Source organism: Albidovulum aestuarii (assembly GCF_029961185.1).
In the GTDB taxonomy this organism is placed as follows: domain Bacteria; phylum Pseudomonadota; class Alphaproteobacteria; order Rhodobacterales; family Rhodobacteraceae; genus Albidovulum; species Albidovulum aestuarii.
Map to the genome: position 1 here is coordinate 375,780 of NZ_JASBQQ010000002.1, position 20,431 is coordinate 396,210.

Consider the following 20,431-nt stretch of genomic DNA (forward strand, 5'->3'; position numbering starts at 1 on the left):
CGATGCCCCTTCTCGATATCCGAAACCTCTCGGTCGATTTCGCCACCGCCTCGGGCCAGTTCCGCGCCGTCGATGGCGTCGATGTAAACGTCGATACCGGCGATATCCTTGCGATCGTCGGCGAATCCGGCTCCGGCAAGTCGGTTTCCATGCTTGCCATGATGGGGCTCCTGCCCTGGACCGCGACGATCACCGCCGATGTGATGAGCTTTGGCGGTCAGGACCTGCGGGGCCTGACGCCCCGCCAGCGCCGCAAGATCATCGGCAAGGATATGGCGATGATCTTTCAGGAACCGATGTCGTCCCTGAACCCTTGCTTCACCGCCGGGTTCCAGATCAAGGAGGCTTTACGACTGCATCTCGGCCTCGACGCGAAAGAGCGTCACGCCAAGGCCATCGAACTGTTCGAGATGGTCGGCATCCCCGCGCCCGAGGATCGGCTCAAGGCCTTCCCGCACCAGCTGTCGGGCGGCATGAACCAGCGGGTGATGATCGCGATGGCCATCGCCTGCAGCCCGAAGCTGCTGATCGCCGACGAACCGACAACCGCGCTCGATGTGACCATTCAGGCGCAGATCCTCGACCTTCTGACCGGGCTTCAGCGCGAAACCGGAATGGCGCTGATCCTGATCACCCATGACATGGGCGTCGTGGCCGAAACCGCCGAGCGGGTGCAGGTGCAATATGCGGGCCAGAAGGTGGAGGAACAGCCCGTGGGCGATCTCTTCGAGACGCCTCATCACCCCTATACGGCGGCCCTGCTGGCGGCGCTCCCTGAGCGCGCCACATCGCGCAAACTGCCGACCATCCCCGGCGTCGTGCCCGGCCAGTTCGACCGGCCGATGGGTTGCCTTTTCTCGCCCCGCTGCCAGTTCGCGGATGACAGATGCCGCAACACGCCGCCCGCGCCCTGCGGCCCGGAACTCGGCCTCGCCCGCTGCCACTATCCCCTGAACGCCAAAGCGGAGGCAACGGCATGAGCACCCCGGTCGTCATCGCCGAAAACCTCACCCGCCACTACGACGTCAAGGGCGGCCTGTTCTCCAAGGGCGGCACAGTGCGCGCCGTCTCTGAAACGAGCTTCAAGCTTGAACCCGGAAAGACCCTCGCCGTCGTCGGCGAGTCGGGCTGCGGCAAGTCCACCCTCGCCCGCCTGATCACGATGATCGAGGAACCGACCTCAGGCACCTTCTCCATCGGCGGTCAGAACGTGACGCCGGAGACCTGGGCCTCGCATCGCGCCGATGTGCAGATCGTGTTTCAGGACCCCTATGGATCACTGAACCCGCGCCAGCGGATCGGTTCGATCCTTGAGGAACCGCTGAAGATCAACCGCCCCGACATGCCCGCCGCCGACCGCGAGGCCAAGGCGCGCGACATGCTGAAGCTCGTGGGCCTGCGCCCGGAGCATTTCGACCGTTACCCTCACATGTTCTCGGGCGGCCAGCGCCAGCGCATCGCGGTGGCCCGCGCGCTGATGCTGGAACCGAAGGTGCTGGTGCTGGATGAACCCGTCTCGGCCCTCGATCTGTCGATCCAGAGCCAGATCCTGAACCTTCTCGTGGACCTGCAGGAACGGCTCGGCCTTGCTTACTTGTTCATCAGCCATGACCTCTCCGTTGTGAAACACATGGCCGACGACATCATCGTCATGTATCTCGGCCGCCCGGTCGAGGTCGGGCCTAAGGCAGAGATCTTCGCAAAACCGCGTCACCCCTATACCAAGGCGCTCCTCTCGGCGACGCCAATGGCCGACCCCAAGGCGAAGAAGACGCGGATCAAGCTGGAAGGCGAACTGCCCTCGCCCCTGAACGTGCCCGCAGGCTGCGCCTTCGCGCCGCGCTGCTGGAAGGTGAAGGACAAGTGCCGCGCCGAACGTCCGGTGCTTGGGGATGAGGTGCATCCCGCCGCCTGCTTCTTCCCCGAAGCCTGACGGAAGGTGTGTTGAAACCAACCTGACGCAGCGCCAAACCATTTGCCTGCAAACAGCTCTTGTGGGACCATCTCCGCCATAACGTCAAGGAGATGGTCCCATGGCTGATCCCGCCCCCGCCGCCACCAGCAAGACGAAACTTGTCATCCGCAATATCGGCCAGATCCTCTCGGGCAAGATCGAGGAACCGCTGATCGACGGCGATTGCGTGGTCTGCGACGGCGACCGGATCACGGCGGTGGGCTACGAGAAGGACCTCGACACCGACCGGGCGACGACCGTGGTTGATGCCAAGGGCGTGACCCTCTGCCCCGGCCTTATTGACAGCCATGTGCATCCCGTGATCGGTGACTACACGCCCCGCCAGCAACAGCTGAACTGGATCGATTCCTGCCTCCATGGCGGCGTCACCACGATGATCTCGGCGGGTGAGGTACACGCACCGGGCCGTCCTAAGGACATCGTCGGGCTGAAGGCCATGGCGATCGCCTCGCAGCGCTGGTACGAAAACTTCCGCCCCTCGGGCGTCAAGGTCCATTCCGGTGCGCCCGTGCTCGAAGAGGGCATGGTCGAGAGCGACTTCAAAGACTTGGCCGATGCGGGCGTGAAACTGCTGGGTGAGGTCGGGCTCGGTTCCGTCAAGGCCGGCGAGACGGCGGCCCAGATGGTCAAATGGGCCCGCAAATACGGCATCCAGTCGACCATCCATACCGGCGGCCCCTCGATCCCCGGCTCCGGCCTCATCGACAAGGATGTGGTGCTGGAGGCGGATGCCGACATTATCGGCCATATCAACGGCGGTCACACAGCCCTTCCCGACGACCAGATCACCTGCCTTTGCGAAAGCTGCCTGAGGGGTATCGAAATCGTCCATAACGGCAACGAACGCGCGGGCCTCCTCGCCATGCGCACCGCCTTTGAACTTGGCCAGCCCGAGCGCATCATCCTCGGCACCGACGCGCCTGCTGGCTCCGGCGTGCAGCCACTCGGCATCCTGCGCATGATCGCCATGCTCTCCAGCCTCGGTGACATCCCGCCCGAGATTGCCTTCTGCTTTGCCACCGGCAACACGGCAAGGATGCGCGACCTCGATTGCGGCATCATCGAACCGGGCAAAGCGGCGGATTTTGTCCTTATCGACATGGCCCAGCACGCGCCCGGCGGCTCGATGCTGGCCTCCATCCATCAGGGCAACCTGCCAGGTGTTGGCATGACCGTGATCGACGGAATTGTCCGCACCACCCGCAGCCGCAACACGCCCCCCGCCACGCGGCTACCGGAAATTGTCGAGACTTGATGTCACTTTCTGTCGGAAAAAAACTCCCGCCGGAGGCAAACCGGAGCATGCGGGCCCTGCCCGCATGCTACAGATAACTTGCGCCCGGGAACCGGGCGCTCAATTTGAATACACCTACCGGTCTCTCCTGACGGTCACACGCCGCTCGATCTCTCCGGCAATCTCCTCGACCCGGCGCACCTGATCCATATGGCCGCCGAGGGCGGCATAGTCCGACAGCCGCATGGTGAACTCGATGGGCGCCACCAACGCGGGCGTTGGCACATAGCCAAAGGCGTTCGACGGCATCTCGGTCACGTCCGCCATGAAGGTGATGCCGCCGCCGGGCCAGACATAACACTCCGCCCCGCCGCAGGTCACATTCGTCACCGCCTCGCGAACGGATCGCGTCAGCCGGACCGGATTTTCCGTCACACCGGCCCGCAGGGACCCGCCGGCCCCGCCCATGAAGACGACCGAGGTCATCGACGGCTCGCAGTTCTCGGCGATCCTCTCAACCGATTGCCTGAGACTCTCCGGAAGCTCGGTCGGCACCGGCCGCAGATCGGCGTCGAGCACATAATACCCAAACTGCTCGCCTGTAGTGGAAACCATCAGCAGCGTCAGGCCTGGCCGTGCGGGCGCTCGCCAGGGCCCAAGGATCGTCAGCGGGTCCGATATATTCGTGCCGCCCCAGCCGGTTCCTGGCTCGGCCACGCGGAAATAGCGGCCCGGCGTCGATTTGTGGCCGAGGATCTTGATCCCCGTCGGCTCAACCCCCAGGACCTTACCCGCCTGATGTTCGGAAAGGACGCCGGTGATGTGATCGTCCACCACCACAACCTCATCGACCAGCCCATGCCATTGCTTGGCGAACATGCCGATTGTCGCGGACCCGCAGCCGACCCGCATCAGATGCTCTTCCTCGCCATTCACAATGGGCGGCCTGCCCGCCTGCAACACAACGTCGGCCCCGCCGTCGATACTCATCTCCACCGCTTCGCGATTGCACAGGCGCAGAAGCGCATCGCAGGTCACCCGGCCCTCCTTCTTGCCACCACCCGTCAGGTGATGCACGCCGCCGAGCGATAGCATCTGCGAACCGTATTCGGCCGTCATCACATGGCCGATGGGCTCGCCATCGACCCTCACCGGCGCCGCCTCAGGCCCCAGATAGCGGTCGGTGTCGATTTTCACCTTGGCCCCGCAATAGGAAAATATCCCTTCGGTCACGATGGTGACCATGTCCACACCGTCATGATCCTGCGCCACGATGAAGGGGGCGGGCTTGTAGTCGGGATAGGTCGTGCCCGCGCCGATGGCGGTTATGAAGGGCCGGTCGGTCCTGAGCAGGTCACCGTCCCACTCGCCCGCCTCAAGTTCCAGGAAGGGCACGACCTGGCCATCACCCTCCTTGGCCGCTTCCAGCACCGTGAACGGGTCGAGCCGCACCAGTTCACCGCCCTCATTGGCATAGCGGTCGCAGGCCCCGGCGCGGCCCTCGGCGATATAACACATGACCGGACAGGCATCGCATCTGATCTTGTCTTTCATACGGGATTCAACGGCTTGCCTGACCATGCTAACCCTCCCTAGCCGTCCGGATCGCCGCCAGAACCCGGTCCGGTGTCGCAGGCAGCCGCTTCACGCGTGCACCGCAGGCATGGCGTATCGCCGAGAGAATCGCGGGTGCGGTCGGGATCAGCACATGTTCGCCCAGCCCCTTGGCACCATAAGGCCCGTTCGGGTCAGCCACCTCGACGATATGCGAGGTGATCGGCGGCACGTCCCCGATCGTCGGGATCAGGTAGTCGTGCAGATTATCGGTGCGGCCGGGGATATACTCCTCCATCAGCGCGAGCCCGATCCCCTGTGCAACACCGCCATGGATCTGCCCCTCGACCAGAACCGGGTTGATCGCGCGGCCCACATCATGGGCGGCGTGGATGTGATCCAGCTTGACGGTGCCAAGCGCAGTATCCACGGTCAGCTCCACCATCTGCGCGGTATAACCGTAAACGGCATAGGGCACACCCTGCCCGTTCTCGTCCAGAGGCGAGGTCGGCGGGTCATAGGTCTCTGCCGCCTCAATCACATAGCCATCGCCCTTGGGCAGCACGGCACGATGCAGGGTGCCGTCCGGCGCCGTCACAGTTACTTCACCCCGCGCGACGGCGATCCGGCCCTCGGCGGCATTGGTCAACCTCAGAATATCCGCACGCAACCCCAGCCCTGTCAGCCGGGCCGCATTGCCCGAGACATAGGTCTGGCGCGAGGCAGAGGTCTTGCCGGCATCGGGTGTGACGCCCGTATCCGGGCCGACAAGCTCCACAGCGCGGATGTCCACGCCCAAAGCCTCGGCGAAAATCTGGGCGATGACCGTGTTGGCCCCCTGGCCAATATCCATCGCGCCCTGATGCAAGACGATCCGCCCGTCGCCTGTGATCCCGGCGCGGATTGTCGAGGGGTTCGGCAGCGAGGTGTTTCCACAGCCATACCAGCCGCAGGCGATGCCGACACCTTTGCGAAAAAAACCCATCTTCTTATTGAATTCTTTCGCTTTTTCTAATGCTACACCCCATGCAGGGCGCAGCGCATCCAGACAGGGTTTGATCCCCACCGCCCCGTCGAAGACCTGCCCCGTCGCGGTCGGAATGCCATTGTCGAGCGCGTTCAGATGCCGGAACTCCAGCCGGTCTATCCCGAGCTTTTCAGCCAGATCGTCGAACAGGAACTCCTGTGCGATGGCGGCCTGCGGTACGCCGAAACCACGGAAGGCACCCGCAGGCACGCAGTTGGTATAGACGCCTTCCGTATGCGCGACATAATCCGCATGGGCGTAAGGCCCACCCGCATGGACCGGCACCCGGTTGGCTACGGTCGGCCCCCAGGAGGAATGCGCGCCGGTGTTGAAGGTGCCGTCGAAGGCAAAGCCCGACAGCCTGCCATCCGTCGTCGCCCCAACCCGCACCCGCATCAGCGCCGGATGCCGCTTCGTCGTGGAAGCCATTGATTCCGCGCGTGAATAGGTCATCCGCACGGGACGTTTCAGATGGAACGCAGCCAGCGCCACATGCGGGTGGAATGAGATGTCGAGCTTCGACCCGAAACCGCCGCCAACCGCCGTCGGAACTACCCGCACCGCCTCGGGAGAAAGCCCCAGAATCTCCGCCACCGAATCCCGTGCCATGACCGGGGCCTGCGTGCCGCCGTGAACCTCGATCCGATCCTCAACCCAATCGGCATAACCCGCCTCGGGTTCGATATAGGCGTGTTCGATGAACCGGGTCTCGAACTCCCCCTCCGCCACGATATCAGCCCTTGCGAGCGCCGCCTCGGCATCGCCCTTCTTCACGAAGCCCCGGCACATGACATTCGCGGCATGACCTTCGTGGAACGGTTCGAGCGCCTTCGCGTCAGCGGGTTCTCTTGCCGCGTTGACCGGGCTCCAACTGATTGGAAAAGAAGCAAAATCCAGCCCAGTCATGATCCTGGCCGAACCAACCACCGCCGCAACGGCCTCGCCCCGGAACCGGGGAATCTCTTCGGCATAGACCGGCTGGTCGATGAAACCGGGAATGGTGCCGAAGAGGTTCCGCCCCGGCACATCACGGGCGGTCAGGATCAGGTCCAACCCATGGGTCCGACGCCATGTTTCAAGGTCTCCGAAGGTGAAGCGGGCATGGTCATGCGGTGAACGTATTACCTTTAAAACCAATGCGTTATCCGGCGCGACATCGTCGCTGAAAGCCTCTCGCCCCTCGACCTTTCGGGCGCCGTCCAGACGCACGATTCCAGCGCCGACGCCGGTCCGGTCCTCGGCGGGTGAGGCCACCCCCATCACCGCGTCGATGATCTTGCGGTAACCGGTGCAGCGGCAGAGGACACCGCCCAAAGCATCCTCGACCTCGCGTTCGGAGGGTGTGGGATTGACGCGCAGAAGGGCTGTCGCGGCGACCATCATACCCGGTGTGCAGATGCCGCATTGCGCCGCACCATGGTTCAGGAATGCTTCCGAAAGATCTGAAAACAAACGATCATTGTCACGCAAACCTGCGAGTGTTTCGACCGCGCGTCCCGCCGCCGCTGCGACCTGAGTGATGCAGGAACAGACCGGCGCGCCATCCACCAGAACAGTGCAGGCGCCACAATCCCCGGCATCGCAGCCGACCTTCACATCAAGGCAGCCGAGGTCGTACCGCAGGACCGAAGAAAGCCGCTCCAGACCCCGTGCTTCATATCGAACATCCCGCCCGTTCAGGGTGAACCTCAGCTCTGTCATGGCCGCCCCCCAGCCGTCCGGCATGCGTCCAGCAGGCGTATGGCAAGCGTATGGCATGCGTCCCGACGATAGTCTGCCCCCGCCCGCACGTCGTCGATAGGGGAAAGCCCCGCAAAATGATCGCGTCGCACCGCCCCGGCCATCTCATCCGGACCAAGACCGATCAGATCGCGTTCGAGCGCCGTCAGCCGCATCGGCACCGGTGAGGCCGCCCCGGCGGCCAGCCGCGCCTCGGCCACGCGATCGCCGTCCAATCGGACAAGTCCGGCGAGCGAGACGATGGAGATGACGAGATAGGCGCGGCTGCCCAGCTTCTCAAACCCCGTCCGGACGTCGCCCGCGACATCCGGCAACAGCAGTGCAGTCACCACCTCGCCTGCCCTCAGATCCGTCTTTCGAACCCCGGTCACGAAATCGGCCAGCGCCACTTCGCGCCGCCCGGTGGCGGAGGCAAGCTCCACCGCGGCGTCGAGGGTCAGGAGGGTCGGCACCCCATCCGCCGCAGGCGAGGCGTTGCAGATATTGCCCGCGAGTGTCGCGGTGTTCTGGATCTGGACCGAGCCCACCTGCCGCCCGGCAATCTTCAGCCCGTCGAAAATCGGGGGCAGATCAGCGCGGATCACCTCGGCCCATGTCACTCCCGCCCCGATCCGCCATCGCCCATTGTCACGGGCAATGCCCTTCAACCCGGAAATCGCGGTCACGTCCAGCACCCGTCCCGGCGCGGGCCGGTCGCCAAGCGCCGGGAATACATCCGTTCCGCCCGCCAGCACGACCGCAGGCGCCTCTGCCAGAAAGCCCAGCGCGTCCTCCAGCCGTTCGGGGCGGTAGACCACCATCTCAGCGCAGCCCGTCCTTGCCCTCGGCCTCTTCATGCGTCAGCCCGCCCACGCGCGGCAGGGGCCGCCCGCTGTCGGTCACGGCAACGGCCACGAGGATTTCGTTGGCGCGGGGGGCGTCGTTCACCCTGACTTCCATCCCGTCAAAATGCGACCGCACATAGGCGGCGTCCTTGTGGCCCAGAGGCACGTCCAGAGGATGGCCCATCGGCCCTTGCTTCTTGTTCGAGGGCACCAGCGCCGCCCCCTTCTCCACCGCCTTGCGCAAAGGCGCACCAAGGCGGGGATGCAGGATCGCGGCGGCATGTTCCAACTCACCATTCTCGCCCACCAAAGCCGCCTTGCCATAGCTCTGCGCCTGATCAGGCGTGATGCCGAGCGCCTTGACGCAGGCCTCGCCCAATGTGCCGCCCAACTCCTCGCCGATCTGCATCAGCGCCTCCAGATCGGGTTCATAGCGGCCCGCGAAGGGGTTCTCGATCACCGCGATGGCGGCGGCGCGGCGGGTGGGCGGGGAAATCGCCTGCCCCATCTCGGTCCTCACCTCCTCGACCACGGTCACGATCTTGCGGATCTTCGCCTGTGTCATCGCTTTTCCTCCCTTATGGCCGGAAGGTCCGCGCCAAGTGACCGGACCTCATCCTGAAGCGACAGGAAAATGGCGCGGGCCAAGCCGCGCCCGATCAGTTCTGCCGCATATTTTTCGCCCGCGTCGAGCGCCCTGGCCCGTTCGCCCGGGGTCAGCGGACCGACATCCACCGTGACCGGCCGGGTCCCCAGATCGCTGTCCGGCGCGAGGTCGCGCGCAGGGCGGCGGATGATGCCGGAATGGCCCGGCAGATCGACCGCATTGGCGATCATGGTGGCGGCGGCATCGGCCCCGGCCGCCGTCCGGGCCAGCACGGTCACCGCGTCGGCGATGCCGAGCGAATGGCTGCGCCCGCGCCAACCCGATGTCGCGATGCCGCCGATCCCGTCCCCGGCACCGATGCCGATCAGCGCAAGGGGCGCCGTGCCGGGGCGACCATCGGCGATGCCGACCCGGTAGCGTGCGGTGCCTTTCAGCCAAAGTGCGACATCACCACCATTATTCACCGCCGCACTGTCGAGCCCACTTTCTGCGGTGACGGCGGCAAGGATATGATCGGCCACCGCCCCCGCGACAGCGGCCATCGGCGTGATGAAGTCCGGCCGGAACGGGGCGACCGCCGAGGCCATAGCGCGAGCGACCTGGCCCTGTGGCAAGGCCCCCTGCCCGACGGGTGTACGCAGGACCGGCAGTTCGGCGACAAGCTGTTCGAGAAGCCCCTCAAAGGCCATAACCGCCCGTGCCTCGGCGGCACGAACCGCATCCTCAGGCCCCTTTAAATCGAGGATGATGTCGATCGGTCCCTGCACGAGCCGCAAGCGCCCGCCTTTTGCGGCACGCCCGATCCACGGCAGGTGCCCGCCAACCGCATTGTCCCGGGCGGGCGTATCAGCTTGGACGGACATGGCTGGGGCAGGCATCGGCTGGCCTCAACTCATCATGGCCCCGGTTGTCGGGGCTTTGGACTCACACCCAGATTACCACCCCAAAAACGTTTGCTGTCAAACAGTTTCGACGGTGCGGTTTGCACACTTCCAGATTGACTTGTCTTTATCGGACGAAGCCTTACAGTCACAAGTGAACCTCACGTCACCCACGATCAGCCGGAATTGGACCAACGTGACGGAAAAGCCGGGATATCGCCTCGAAGACCAGGTTGGTTTCAAGCTGCGGCTGGCCAATCAGCGTCATCTGGAGATCTTCGCGTCGGAGATGCCCGACCTGACCCCGCGCCAGTTCGCGGTACTGGCGAAGCTGAGGGATGAGGGCACGACGTCGCAAAATCAGTTGGGCCGGCTTGTGGCGATGGATGCTGCCACAACGAAGGGCGTTGTGGAGCGGCTGAGCCGGAAGGGGATGATCGCGACAGCGCCCTCGCCCACCGACCGGCGGCGGATCGAGATTTCGCTGACCGATGAGGGTCGCGCCGTTCTCGAACATCTCGTCCCGATCGCGGCGCAGATTTCGGAACGGACATTGCGCAACCTCACCCCACGCGAACGCGCGCGGCTTCTTGACCTGCTCGACAAGCTCTGAACACACCGGTCCTGAAAGGGGTAGGAGTGGTGCGGTTGAGAAGACTCGAACTTCCACGGGGGTTAGCCCACAGCGACCTCAACGCTGCGCGTCTACCAATTCCGCCACAACCGCACCGGGCCCGGGTGTGCCCCGGGCGAGGTGGGCGCTTCTTAGCCAAACGCTCTGGCAATGTGAAGGGGGATTTTAGGCCTTGCGCAAAAAAGACCGGCGTCGCCTTTTCCGGCCCGGGCAAGGTGGGATCAAACCCGCCTTACCCCAGATCAGGAGGCCTTTTCCGCCCGTTCCTTCAGCAGCTTGGTCAGCCAGTCCGGGTCCATCTCGGGCACCGAGGACAGGAGAAGCTCGGTATAGGGATCGTGCGGCGGCTGGAACATCTCGTCCTTTGGGCCCTGTTCGACCACCCTGCCCCGTTGCATCACGACGACCTCGTCTGCGATGGCGCGAACCGTCGCGAGATCATGAGTGATGAACATATAGGCCAGGTCGAACTCGGTCTGGAGCCGGTCAAGTAGCTTCAGGATGCCTTCGGCCACCAGCTGATCCAAGGCCGATGTCACCTCGTCGCAGATGATGAACTGAGGTTCGGCCGCGAGCGCCCTTGCGATGCCGACCCGTTGCTTCTGCCCGCCCGACAACTCTGACGGCAGGCGGTCGATGAACTTGTCGGGTTCCAGTTCAATGAGATTCAGCAAATCGCGGATGCGTTCGGTCAACGCCTTGCCCTGAAGCCCGAGATACATCTGCGCGGGGCGGCCGATCAGTTCGCGCAGGCGCAGCTTGGGGTTCAGCGCGGTATCGGCCATCTGATAGATCATCTGCGCCTGACGGAGCTGTTCGCGTGTCCGTTGCCGATAGTCGGCGGGCAGCGCCTGACCGTTGAACAGGACCTGACCCTGTCGTGGCGGCAGAAGCCCGGTGATCACCCGCGCCGCTGTCGATTTGCCCGACCCGCTTTCACCGACCACGGCGACCGTGCGGCGCTTGTGGATGTCGAAATTGATGTTCTTCAGGATGTCGACCTGGCCGTAACCCGCCGTAACCCCCTTGACCGAAACGACCGGAACCGTGCCCTTTTCCACCGGCGGCTGGGTGGCGCGGGCATGGCTGCGCACGGCCCAGAGGGTCTTGGTATAGGCCTCTTTCGGGCTGGCGAGCATCGTGCGGGTGTCGGCTTCCTCCACCTCGTCGCCACGGAGAAGCACTTTGATCTTGTCGGCCATCTGCGCCACGACCGCGAGGTCATGGGTGATGTAGATCGCCGCCGTGTCAAACTGCGCCACGATATCGCGGATCGCCGAGAGGACCTCGATCTGTGTGGTCACGTCGAGCGCGGTCGTCGGTTCGTCGAAGATGATCAGGTCGGGGCGGCAGGCCATCGCCATCGCCGTCATCGCCCGCTGTAACTGGCCGCCCGACACCTGATGCGGATAGCGAAAGCCGATCTCGTCCGGATCGGGCAGTTGCATACGGCGGTAAAGCTCCACCGCGTCGTGCTCCGCCTCGCCGCGCCCCATCACGCCATGCTGGACCGGCGCTTCGCTGTACTGGTCGATCAGCTTGTGGGCCGGGTTGAAGCTCGCGGCCGCCGATTGCGCGACATAGGCGATGCGCTTGCCCCTGAGGCCCCGTTTCGTGGCCTCGGACGCTTTCATCAGGTCGATGCCGTCGAAGTCGATCGTGCCGCCGGAAATGCGGCACCCGTCGCGGGTGAACCCCATCGCGGCGAGGCCGAGCGTCGACTTGCCCGCGCCGCTTTCGCCGATCAGGCCCAGCACCTCACCCTTGTTCAGCGTCAGGTCCACGCCCTTGATGATCGGCGACCAGGTTTCGTCGGAACGACCCTCGATCTGGATGTTGCGCATCGTCAGGAGGACGGGCTTTTCCTTCATGTCTTTCATCGCCTTACTCCTTCAATCCGCTGGCGCGGTGCAGCATCCAGTCCACCACGAAGTTGACCGCCACTGTCAGAAGCGCGATGGCACCGGCGGGCAAGAGCGGCGTGACATCGCCGAAGGTGATCAGCGCCGCGTTTTCACGCACCATGGAGCCCCAGTCGGCGGTCGGCGGCTGAATGCCGACGCCGAGGAACGAGAGCGCCGAAATGGCGAGGAAGACGAAGCAGAAGCGCAGCCCGAACTCTGCGACCAACGGCGCCATGGCGTTCGGCAGGATCTCGCGCGTGATCAGCCGCCAGAGTCCCTCCCCCCTGAGCTTCGCCGCCTCGATATAGTCCATCACCACGATGTTCTGCGCGACAGACCGCGCCAGCCGGAAGACCCGGGTGGAGTCGATGACGGCGATGACGAGGATCAGGGTGATGACCGAGGTGCCGAAGATCGTCAGAAGCAGGAGCGAGAAGATCAGCGACGGAATTGCCATCAGAATATCGACGACCCTGCTGAGAATCTGGTCCAGCCAGCCGCCGACCGTGGCCGCCAGAAGCCCGAGGATCGAGCCGATGAAAAAGGCGAGCGCCGTCGTCATGAAGGCGATCCCGACCGTGTTCCGCGCCCCGTAGACGAGGCGGGTGAACATGTCGCGGCCAAGGTTGTCGGTGCCGAAGATATGCGGCGCCTCCCATGGCAGGAACTGGCCGCCGACGACCTCACGCTCGGCAAAGGGCGCGATCACCGGGGCGAAGACCGCCACGAGGATGTAAAGCAGGATGATGAACATCCCGAAAGCGGCGGTCAGCGGCGCGGTGCGCATGGCTTTGCGCAGGTTGCCGCGCGACAATGCGATGACCGCCGTGCGGAAGACCCAGCCCAAGGCCAGCGCCCCGGCGACAACGACAGCGATCCAGAAAAGGGTGATCAGAAGAGACATCTTAGCACCCCTTACTTGCGATGGATCAGACGCGGGTTCGACAGGGTCGACAACACGTCAGCGGTGAGATTGAGAAGCACATAGGCCGCGGCAAAGATCAGCGCGACCGCCTGCACGACCGGGAAGTCGCGTTTGGCCACGCTGTCCACCATGAGCTGGCCGAGGCCGGGATAGACGAAGACCACCTCGACCACCACGACGCCGGTGATGAGATAAGCAAGGTTCAGCGCGATGACGGTGATGATCGGCGCCAGCGCATTCGGCAGCGCGTGTTTCAGGATCACCCGCATCGGGTTGATGCCCTTGAGCCGCGCCATCTCGATATAGGGCGAGGCCAGAAGGTTGATGATCGCCGCACGGGTCATCCGCATCATATGGGCCGTGACGACCAAGGTCAGCGTCAGTGCAGGCAGGAAGGCACGATAGAGGCCCTCTCCGAGGGTGGTATCGGCATCCATCCGCGTCATCGACGGGAATAGACCAGACTGAGCAAGGACGAAGATCAGGATATAGGCGACGAAAAATTCCGGAAATGAGATCGAGGTCAGCGCGGCCGCATTGGCGGCGCGGTCGAAGATCGAGTTCCGGTAGAGTGCCGCGAGAATGCCAAGCACCAGCGACAGCGGCACCGCGATTGCGGCTGCATAGAGGGCGAGGAAGAGCGTATTGCCAAGCCGTGTGGCGATCAGGTCCGCAACCGGCCGCTTGTTGCCCGAAAGCGATGTACCAAAATCGCCCTGAATGGCGCCCCCAAGCCAGTTGAAGTAACGCTGATAGGCTGGCAGATCGAGCCCGATTTCCTTGCGAAACGCGGCCAGCGTTTCCTCGGTCGCTGACTGACCGAGAATGGCCTTGGCGAAGTCCCCCGGCAAAAGCTCGGTCGCGCTGAAGATGATAACCGAAATCACGAACAAGGTAAGCAGCCCCAAGCCGAGGCGCTTGGCGATCATCGTCCAAATCAGGCCCATCCCGGTTCTCTCCTGTTGTTTTTTTGTCCGGTCACTTCACGAAAACCGGTTGGTCCCTTCGGGGACGAATAAGCCCCGGCACTTGCGCGCCGGGGCCTTGTCAGATCAGGCGAACCACCAGCGTTCGTAGAGGCGCAGGCCGTCGAGGCCCTGGTTGGTGCCGATGACCTCGGGCACGCCGACCTTGTCGGAATGCGCGTTGACGTAGCTTGCGAACATCGGGATGACGACGCCGCCTTCGTTGGCGCAGATGTCCTGCATTTCCCAGTACATCTGGCGACGTTTGTCATCGTCCAGTTCCGACCGCGCGGAGACCAGGAGTTCGTTGAACCGGGCATGATCCCAGAAGCTGTCGTTCCACGGCGCGCCCGCGCTGTAGGCGACCGAGAACATCAGGTCTTCGGTCGGACGGCCACCCCAGTAGGAAGCGCAGAACGGCTTCTTCATCCAGACGTTGTCCCAGTAACCGTCGCTGGGCTCACGCACGACCTCGATGTTGATCCCGGCAGCGGCGGCCCGTTCGGCATAAAGGACGGCGGAGTCGACCGCGCCCGAGAAGGCGGCGTCAGCAGCCGAAAGCTGGACCGAAATCGAATCCATCCCGGCCTCTTTCAGGTAGAACTTGGCCTTGTCCGGATCGTAGGTCTTCTGCTCCAGTTCGGTGTTGAAGTAGCGCTGACCGCGACCGATCGGGTGGTCGTTACCGGCGCTGCCGAAGCCGCGCAGGATCTTTTCAACCAGCTCGTCCCGGTCGAGACCGTATTTCAGCGCCTGACGGATGTTGTTGTTGTCGTAGGGCGACAGCCGCGTATCCATAGGGAAGACGAAATGCTGGTTGCCGGTCACCGGCAGGACCTTGATGCCCGGCGCGCGTTCCAAGAGCGACACGGTGTTCAGATCAACGCCGTCGATCACATCCACTTCGCCGGTGATCAGCGCGTTCTGGCGCGCCGCCGCATCGACGATCGACAGCGCGTCGATCCCGTCGAACCAGGCCCGGTCGGATTTGAAGTAGTTCGGGTTGCGGCTCATCTTGACCGAAACGCCCGGCTCGAAGCTGTCGAGCACATAGGCGCCGGTGCCATCCGTCGTCGTCACGTCGATCTTGCCGTCGGCCGAGGGCAGAACGACCAGGTGATAGTCGGCGAGGATGAACGGGAAGTCGGCATTGCCGCCCGAAAGCGTGATAACGACGTTCTGACCGTCCGCCTTGATATCGGTGATCGGGTCGACATAGGGCTTCGCGGCCGATTTCGACTCTTCGCCACGGTGGTAGTTGATCGAGGCGACGACGTCGTCCACCGTCATCGCCTTGCCGCTGTGGAAGGTCACGCCTTCGCGGATCTTGAAGGTCCAGGTCACGGCATCTGCCGAGGCTTCCCAGCTTTCGGCAAGTTCGCCGACCAGCGTACCGTCCGGCGCGATTTCCGTCAGCGTATTGCAGCGTGCGGTGTTGAAGCTCTGCACGAAGGTAGAATCCCAGGTCGCGGGATCGAGGCTGTCGGTGGTGTTGCCGCTGGCAAGCGCGATGCGCAGGACGCCGCCGCGCTTGGGCTCGGCCATCGCCTTGCGCACGCTGGCGGGCAGGATCAGGCCCGCGGCGCCAAGGGCGGTCGCGCCCTTGAGCAGACCGCGACGGCTGAGGCCACCGGTTCCGTTAGTGAAGTTCGACATGTTGTCCTCCTTGTCGAGTCTTTGTCGTTTTTCTTGATTACGGCCCCCCGGACGCTCCGGGTCAAGCCTCTAACGCGCTCTTTTGATATTTCGCCCGGCCGAGCCAGTCGGGATTGATCTCGACGCCCCAGCCGGGACCATCGGGAATACGGAGCTTGCCATCCTGAACAGCGTAGGGACCGCCGAGGAACAGATCCTGCTGCCAAGGATAATAATCCTCCCCCTCGATGGAAAATTCGAGGTATTTGCCAGCGTTCGGGATCGCCCCCAGAAGATGCATCGTGCATATCGTCACAAGCGACAGGTTGGCGCTGTGCGGGGTGCAGGGCAAGCCTGCCTTGGCGGCAAGCTCGGCCACGAGCAGCGTTCGGGCGATGCCGCCCATATACATAACGTCAGGCTGGACGATGTCGACCGCGCGCATGTCGATCATGCGTTTCCATGTGGCGAGGTCCCAGTCCTGCTCGCCCCCGGTCACGTCGATATCGAGCGTATCGGTGACCTCTTTGGTCTGCTCCAGTTGCCAGTAGGGACAGGGCTCCTCGAAATGGCCGACCCCCTCGGCCTCCAAGAGCCGCCCGACCTCGATGGCGCGCTTGGGGGAAAAGCCTGAATTGCCATCGACCAGCTTTGCGATTCCGTCGCCCAGCGCGCCGGCGACAACCGGCACGACCGCTTCGGTCCGGCCCGGCCATTCGTCGACATCGCGGCCGCATTCCGCCCCGACCCGCCATTTGAACGCGTCAAATCCCTGTTCATCGCGCAGGCGGATGAAGCGCGCAGCCTCATCCTCGGGGGTAATGTCGCGCTTCATCGACGAGGCATAGGCCCTGATCCAGCCCGGCTTGCCGCCGAGAAGTTCGACCACCGGCTTGCCTTCACGTCGTCCGCGCAGGTCCCACAATGCTGTGTCGAGCCCCGCCAAGGCACGGCAGCGGTAGGAGCCGGGGAATTTGTGCTCTTTTTCCTCGATCCGCTGGACAAGGCCGAGAATGTCGTCCGTGCCCGCCCCTAGCGCATGGGGCGCGACCTGACGGTGCAGGATCAGTGCGGTGATATCGGCGTTGTAGGTAGAGCACTGCCCCCAACCAGTCGCACCGTCCTCTGCCGTGACCTTCACGAACGAAACAAATTCATTCGAAAAGGTTTCCAGGCAAGAAATCTTCGTCATTCCGCGATGGTCTCCCCCCAAAGGAACGACCGCGAGACTGAGCGTTGAGTCACGCAGCCAGACCAACGTATTGTCTGACATTAATCGCCCTCACATGAAATACGACGCTTCGCGACGAAAATACGACACGTTTGCGGTTTTTATTGATTGAGCCGTTAATTAACCGCGAACTCCACCACGCGCGTGACGAGGCAATCGAGCGTATCGATCAGCGGAAGGTCAGCGGGCAGGCCGGGCATGAGAATCGACAATTCCGTGCAGGCGACAGCAAGATGGTCGCAGTCCTGCCCGTCGATGAAGCCACGTGCAAGGCGTTCCAGACCCGCCGTTTCGGCAGCCCCCTTGCGGCCCGCCTTGACCGCGCGGATAACGGCAAGCAGGGCGTCTTCGTCATCCGACCAGACCGGTTCCAGCCCCTTGGCGGCAAAAGTCGGTCCAAACACGCCCGCGATCCGCACGGCGGGCGAGGCGAGCATACCGACCCGCCGGGCACCTTTCGCGGACAGGTCCGCTGCCGTCGCCTCGATCATGTCGAGAAACGGCAGCCCGGTCGCAGCCTTCACATCCGGCGCATAGGCATGCGCCGTGTTGCAGGGCATGGCGAGTGCCTCCGCCCCCGCCCGTTCCAGATCGCGGGCCATAGCGGCGAGGACGGGGCCGGGATCTTCGCCCGTCCCCTCAATCAGTGCCTTGATGCGGCTTGGCACCTGCGGGTTCTGATGCACGATGAGGGGGATGTGGTCGGCGTCATCCACCGCCGGCCGGGCGGCGATGACCTTCTGCATCAGAAGCACGGTCGCGTCCGGTCCCATGCCCCCGAGAATACCCACGCGCCGCATTACCACTCCTACCCGTTCAGCCGTTTCGGGCCGGTCTAAGGTTGAACGCCTCGCCGGGAAAGTATTTTTCCAGCCGGATATCGGCCGAACGGGCATGGCCCTCCATCCCCTCAAACCGCGAGATGCGGGCGGTGACGGCGGCAAGGTCGCGCAGCGCCTCGGGCTGCACTTCCTGCCATGTCACGGTCTTGAGGAACTTGTGGACCGAAAGCCCGCCCGTGTAGCGCGCCGCCCCCGATGTCGGCAGGACGTGGTTCGTCCCCGCCGCCTTGTCTCCGAAGGCCACCGTCGTCTCGGCCCCAAGGAAGAGCGAGCCATAGGCCGAAAGCCGGGACTTCCACCACGGAAGGTCAGCAGCCTGAACATGCAGATGTTCCGGCGCGACGCGGTCGGCATGGGCGGCCATCTCTTCGCGGTTCTCGCAGATCACGATCTCGCCCAGCGCCTCCCACGCTGCTTCGGCGGCGCTGCGGTTCGGCTGCGGCAGTTCGGCGATGCAATTCGGGATATGGGCGCTGACGGCCTCGGCGAAAGCGGTGCTGTCGGTCACCAGCCAGACGGGCGAGGTCTGGCCGTGTTCGGCCTGTCCGATCAGGTCCCAGGCGACGAGATAGGGATCGGCGGACTTGTCGGCGATGACGAGGCTGTCGGTGGGGCCCGCGAACATGTCGATGCCGACCCGGCCGAACAGCTGACGCTTGGCCTCGGCGACATAGGCATTGCCGGGACCGACGAGGATATCGGCTGGTGGCAGGCCGAACTGGCCATAAGCCATCGCCGCGATGCCCTGCACGCCCCCAAGCGCCAGAATGCGGTCGGCGCCGCAATAGTCGAGCGCATAGAGGATCGTGGCCGGAATACCCTTACCCGGGCGCGGCGGCGACACCGCGCTGATATGGCCGACGCCCGCCACCTTGGCCGTGGTGACGGTCATCAGCGCCGAGGCGATGTGGCTGTAACGCCCGCCCGGCACATAGGCCCCGGCGGACGAGATCGGGATCAGACGCTGACCGGCCTTGAGGCCCGGGCGCAGTTCGATCTCGGTCTCGCTGCAACTGTCGAGCTGGGCCTGCGCGAAGCGGGCGATATTGTCATGCGCGTAGCGGATGTCGTCCTTGAGCTGCTGCGGCACGGAACTGGCGGCTTCCTCGATCACCGCGCGCGGGACGACGATATCCCCGGCCCAGCCGTCGAGCTTTTCGGCATAACGCTGGGTCACGACCTCACCACCCGCCTCGATCTCGGCCAGCATACGGGCCACGGTCGCCGGAACATCGGCCGCAACCTCTTCGCTCGTGGTCGTCGATTGTTTGAAAAAGGTGATACCCATAATCGCGCCGTTCCTTTCCTGTCATTTCGCAGCGGGGGCTTGACCGGACCCCGCCGTAAGTTCAACTTTCTGAAAACTATGACCCCGATGCGGAGCCGTCAGACCATGCTCGCCAAAGGCATTACCCTTCGCGCACTGGAGCTTTTCGAAGCGGTTGCGCAGTCCGGCACCGTCGCCGAAGGCGCGCGGCTGATGGGGCTCAGCCTTCCGGCCGCCTCGCAACAGCTTTCGAACCTTGAAAACTCGCTGGGCTGTCCGCTTCTCGACCGCAGCCACCGGCCGCTGCAACTGACGCCCGCCGGCCGCGTCTTCCTGCACCGCACCCGCGACGCGCTGAGCCGCATACGTCAGGCGCAGGCGGAACTGACCGTTCTGGACATCTCGCACCTGACCAGCCTGCGGGTTGGCATGATCGACGATTTCGACGCCGAGATCACACCCGAACTGGTGATCGCGCTGGCCAAGAACCTGCGCAACTGCGACTTTCGCCTGACCACGGGCCCCAGCCACGACATGATCGCCCGCATGGCGAACCGTCAGCTTGACGTCGTGGTGTCGGCCGCCCCCGCCGATGCAGTGCAGGGCACGGTCGAATACCGCCTTCTGCGCGACCCCTATGTGTTGGCTGTACCGCGCGGTTTCGACCTGCCCAAGGGCAAGGAGATGGAGGCGCTCGCGGCGCTGCCGCTGCTGCGTTATGACCGCGGCCAGCTTATGGGGCGGCAGATAGAGGCGCATCTGGCGCGTCACCGCATCGCCCTGCCCGACAGGTTCGAGATCGACAGTAACCAGTCGATCATGGCGCTGGTGGCAAACGGCGTCGGCTTTTCGATCACCACGCCGCTCGCGGTTCTGCGGGCACGCGCCTTTCTCGACCGGGTGACGATCCATCCTCTGCCTTTGGCCGCGATGTCGCGCACGATTTCGCTCTTCGCGGCGGCCGATCAGTCCAGCCATGTCGCGACCGAAATCACCCGGACCCTTCGCGCCCTGATGACGGCTCGGCTCATCCGTCCGGCCAAGGACTTCGCGCCTTGGCTTGGGGATTCCTTCGCTGTCATTCCGGCTTAACTCGGCGATCACATTCGGGCCCTGAACGCTGCAATTCAGACCGTTAGGCGGCAAAAACGGGCGGCCCGGCAAGCGGGACGCCCGTCTTTTCGCC

At 64.1% G+C, this 20,431-nt stretch carries 17 protein-coding genes and 1 tRNA gene; 5 read left to right on the forward strand and 13 right to left on the reverse strand.

Annotation, left to right across the window (positions count from 1 at the left end; translation table 11 throughout):
* Positions 1-2: 2 nt before the first annotated feature.
* The 3 genes from QKW60_RS06620 to QKW60_RS06630 all read left to right on the forward strand — a co-directional run bounded on the left by QKW60_RS06620 (position 3) and on the right by QKW60_RS06630 (position 3,230).
* On the forward strand, positions 3-980 hold the full coding sequence (locus tag QKW60_RS06620) for an ABC transporter ATP-binding protein (RefSeq protein ID WP_282367419.1): 978 nt from the start codon (positions 3-5) through the stop codon (positions 978-980).
* Positions 977-1,933 carry an ABC transporter ATP-binding protein gene (locus QKW60_RS06625; protein WP_282367421.1) on the forward strand — a complete coding sequence of 319 codons (957 nt, stop codon included), beginning with the start codon at positions 977-979 and terminating at the stop codon, positions 1,931-1,933. The genes QKW60_RS06620 and QKW60_RS06625 overlap by 4 nt, the downstream gene beginning before the upstream one ends.
* A gap of 100 nt (positions 1,934-2,033) precedes the next feature.
* Entirely contained in the window at positions 2,034-3,230 is a 1,197-nt protein-coding gene (locus tag QKW60_RS06630) for an amidohydrolase family protein (protein WP_282367423.1), read from the forward strand.
* Between the two features lie 114 nt (positions 3,231-3,344).
* Here QKW60_RS06630 and QKW60_RS06635 read toward each other — a convergent pair whose 3' ends face one another.
* Genes QKW60_RS06635 through QKW60_RS06655 form a run of 5 tightly spaced genes read right to left on the reverse strand, consistent with a single transcriptional unit; the run spans position 3,345 to position 9,824 of the window.
* Positions 3,345-4,790: a 6-hydroxynicotinate reductase gene (locus QKW60_RS06635; RefSeq protein WP_282367424.1), complete on the reverse strand. Its 1,446-nt coding sequence runs from the start codon at positions 4,788-4,790 to the stop codon at positions 3,345-3,347.
* Between the two features lies 1 nt (position 4,791).
* The gene (locus QKW60_RS06640; RefSeq protein WP_282367426.1) at positions 4,792-7,491 is read right to left on the reverse strand and encodes a molybdopterin-dependent oxidoreductase; all 2,700 of its coding nucleotides are present in this window, start codon (positions 7,489-7,491) and stop codon (positions 4,792-4,794) included.
* Positions 7,488-8,330, reverse strand: coding sequence for an FAD binding domain-containing protein (locus QKW60_RS06645; RefSeq protein WP_282367427.1), 843 nt, complete (start codon positions 8,328-8,330; stop codon positions 7,488-7,490). The genes QKW60_RS06640 and QKW60_RS06645 overlap by 4 nt, the downstream gene beginning before the upstream one ends.
* A gap of 1 nt (position 8,331) precedes the next feature.
* Positions 8,332-8,919: an amino acid synthesis family protein gene (locus QKW60_RS06650; protein ID WP_282367428.1), complete on the reverse strand. Its 588-nt coding sequence runs from the start codon at positions 8,917-8,919 to the stop codon at positions 8,332-8,334.
* Positions 8,916-9,824 carry a UPF0280 family protein gene (locus QKW60_RS06655; protein WP_282367429.1) on the reverse strand — a complete coding sequence of 303 codons (909 nt, stop codon included), beginning with the start codon at positions 9,822-9,824 and terminating at the stop codon, positions 8,916-8,918. The genes QKW60_RS06650 and QKW60_RS06655 overlap by 4 nt, the downstream gene beginning before the upstream one ends.
* A gap of 214 nt (positions 9,825-10,038) precedes the next feature.
* On the opposite strand from QKW60_RS06655, the gene QKW60_RS06660 reads away from it, so the two are divergent.
* The gene (locus tag QKW60_RS06660) at positions 10,039-10,455 is read left to right on the forward strand and encodes a MarR family winged helix-turn-helix transcriptional regulator (RefSeq protein ID WP_282367430.1); all 417 of its coding nucleotides are present in this window, start codon (positions 10,039-10,041) and stop codon (positions 10,453-10,455) included.
* A gap of 27 nt (positions 10,456-10,482) precedes the next feature.
* On the opposite strand, the gene QKW60_RS06665 is transcribed toward QKW60_RS06660, so the two are convergent.
* The 8 genes from QKW60_RS06665 to hisD form a co-directional block, all read right to left on the reverse strand.
* Positions 10,483-10,569, reverse strand: a tRNA-Leu gene (locus tag QKW60_RS06665).
* 149 nt (positions 10,570-10,718) lie between these two features.
* Complete coding sequence (locus tag QKW60_RS06670) at positions 10,719-12,347, reverse strand: ABC transporter ATP-binding protein (protein ID WP_419762661.1); 1,629 nt, start codon at positions 12,345-12,347, stop codon at positions 10,719-10,721.
* Positions 12,348-12,360: 13 nt separating this feature from the next.
* Entirely contained in the window at positions 12,361-13,284 is a 924-nt protein-coding gene (locus QKW60_RS06675; RefSeq protein ID WP_282367432.1) for an ABC transporter permease, read from the reverse strand.
* Between the two features lie 11 nt (positions 13,285-13,295).
* A complete protein-coding gene (locus QKW60_RS06680) occupies positions 13,296-14,252 on the reverse strand; it encodes an ABC transporter permease (RefSeq protein WP_282367434.1) in 957 nt (318 codons plus the stop codon).
* 105 nt (positions 14,253-14,357) lie between these two features.
* Positions 14,358-15,926, reverse strand: coding sequence for an ABC transporter substrate-binding protein (locus QKW60_RS06685; RefSeq protein WP_282367435.1), 1,569 nt, complete (start codon positions 15,924-15,926; stop codon positions 14,358-14,360).
* A 61-nt stretch (positions 15,927-15,987) separates the two neighbouring features.
* Positions 15,988-17,097: a mandelate racemase/muconate lactonizing enzyme family protein gene (locus QKW60_RS06690; RefSeq protein WP_282367436.1), complete on the reverse strand. Its 1,110-nt coding sequence runs from the start codon at positions 17,095-17,097 to the stop codon at positions 15,988-15,990.
* 155 nt (positions 17,098-17,252) lie between these two features.
* On the reverse strand, positions 17,253-17,936 hold the full coding sequence (gene cuyB, locus QKW60_RS06695; RefSeq protein WP_282367437.1) for a cysteate racemase: 684 nt from the start codon (positions 17,934-17,936) through the stop codon (positions 17,253-17,255).
* 16 nt (positions 17,937-17,952) lie between these two features.
* Positions 17,953-19,266, reverse strand: a complete 1,314-nt coding sequence (gene hisD / locus QKW60_RS06700; RefSeq protein WP_282367439.1) for a histidinol dehydrogenase — start codon at positions 19,264-19,266, stop codon at positions 17,953-17,955.
* A gap of 105 nt (positions 19,267-19,371) precedes the next feature.
* Here hisD and QKW60_RS06705 point away from each other — a divergent pair, with 105 nt between their 5' ends.
* Positions 19,372-20,337 (forward strand): LysR family transcriptional regulator, encoded by a 966-nt coding sequence (locus QKW60_RS06705; protein ID WP_282367441.1) that lies wholly within the window; start codon positions 19,372-19,374, stop codon positions 20,335-20,337.
* The last annotated feature ends 94 nt before the right edge of the window (positions 20,338-20,431 follow it).

Coding starts and splice junctions, on each gene's coding strand:
- QKW60_RS06640 (WP_282367426.1), bottom strand. CDS start 7,491: ATGACAGAGCTGAGGTTCACCCTGAACGGGCGGGATGTTCGATATGAA.
- QKW60_RS06635 (WP_282367424.1), bottom strand. CDS start 4,790: ATGGTCAGGCAAGCCGTTGAATCCCGTATGAAAGACAAGATCAGATGC.
- QKW60_RS06645 (WP_282367427.1), bottom strand. CDS start 8,330: ATGGTGGTCTACCGCCCCGAACGGCTGGAGGACGCGCTGGGCTTTCTG.
- QKW60_RS06650 (WP_282367428.1), bottom strand. CDS start 8,919: ATGACACAGGCGAAGATCCGCAAGATCGTGACCGTGGTCGAGGAGGTG.
- QKW60_RS06680 (WP_282367434.1), bottom strand. CDS start 14,252: ATGGGCCTGATTTGGACGATGATCGCCAAGCGCCTCGGCTTGGGGCTG.
- QKW60_RS06620 (WP_282367419.1), top strand. CDS start 3: ATGCCCCTTCTCGATATCCGAAACCTCTCGGTCGATTTCGCCACCGCC.
- QKW60_RS06690 (WP_282367436.1), bottom strand. CDS start 17,097: ATGACGAAGATTTCTTGCCTGGAAACCTTTTCGAATGAATTTGTTTCG.
- QKW60_RS06705 (WP_282367441.1), top strand. CDS start 19,372: ATGCTCGCCAAAGGCATTACCCTTCGCGCACTGGAGCTTTTCGAAGCG.
- QKW60_RS06630 (WP_282367423.1), top strand. CDS start 2,034: ATGGCTGATCCCGCCCCCGCCGCCACCAGCAAGACGAAACTTGTCATC.
- QKW60_RS06655 (WP_282367429.1), bottom strand. CDS start 9,824: ATGTCCGTCCAAGCTGATACGCCCGCCCGGGACAATGCGGTTGGCGGG.
- QKW60_RS06675 (WP_282367432.1), bottom strand. CDS start 13,284: ATGTCTCTTCTGATCACCCTTTTCTGGATCGCTGTCGTTGTCGCCGGG.
- cuyB (WP_282367437.1), bottom strand. CDS start 17,936: ATGCGGCGCGTGGGTATTCTCGGGGGCATGGGACCGGACGCGACCGTG.
- QKW60_RS06625 (WP_282367421.1), top strand. CDS start 977: ATGAGCACCCCGGTCGTCATCGCCGAAAACCTCACCCGCCACTACGAC.
- QKW60_RS06685 (WP_282367435.1), bottom strand. CDS start 15,926: ATGTCGAACTTCACTAACGGAACCGGTGGCCTCAGCCGTCGCGGTCTG.
- hisD (WP_282367439.1), bottom strand. CDS start 19,266: ATGGGTATCACCTTTTTCAAACAATCGACGACCACGAGCGAAGAGGTT.
- QKW60_RS06670 (WP_419762661.1), bottom strand. CDS start 12,347: ATGAAGGAAAAGCCCGTCCTCCTGACGATGCGCAACATCCAGATCGAG.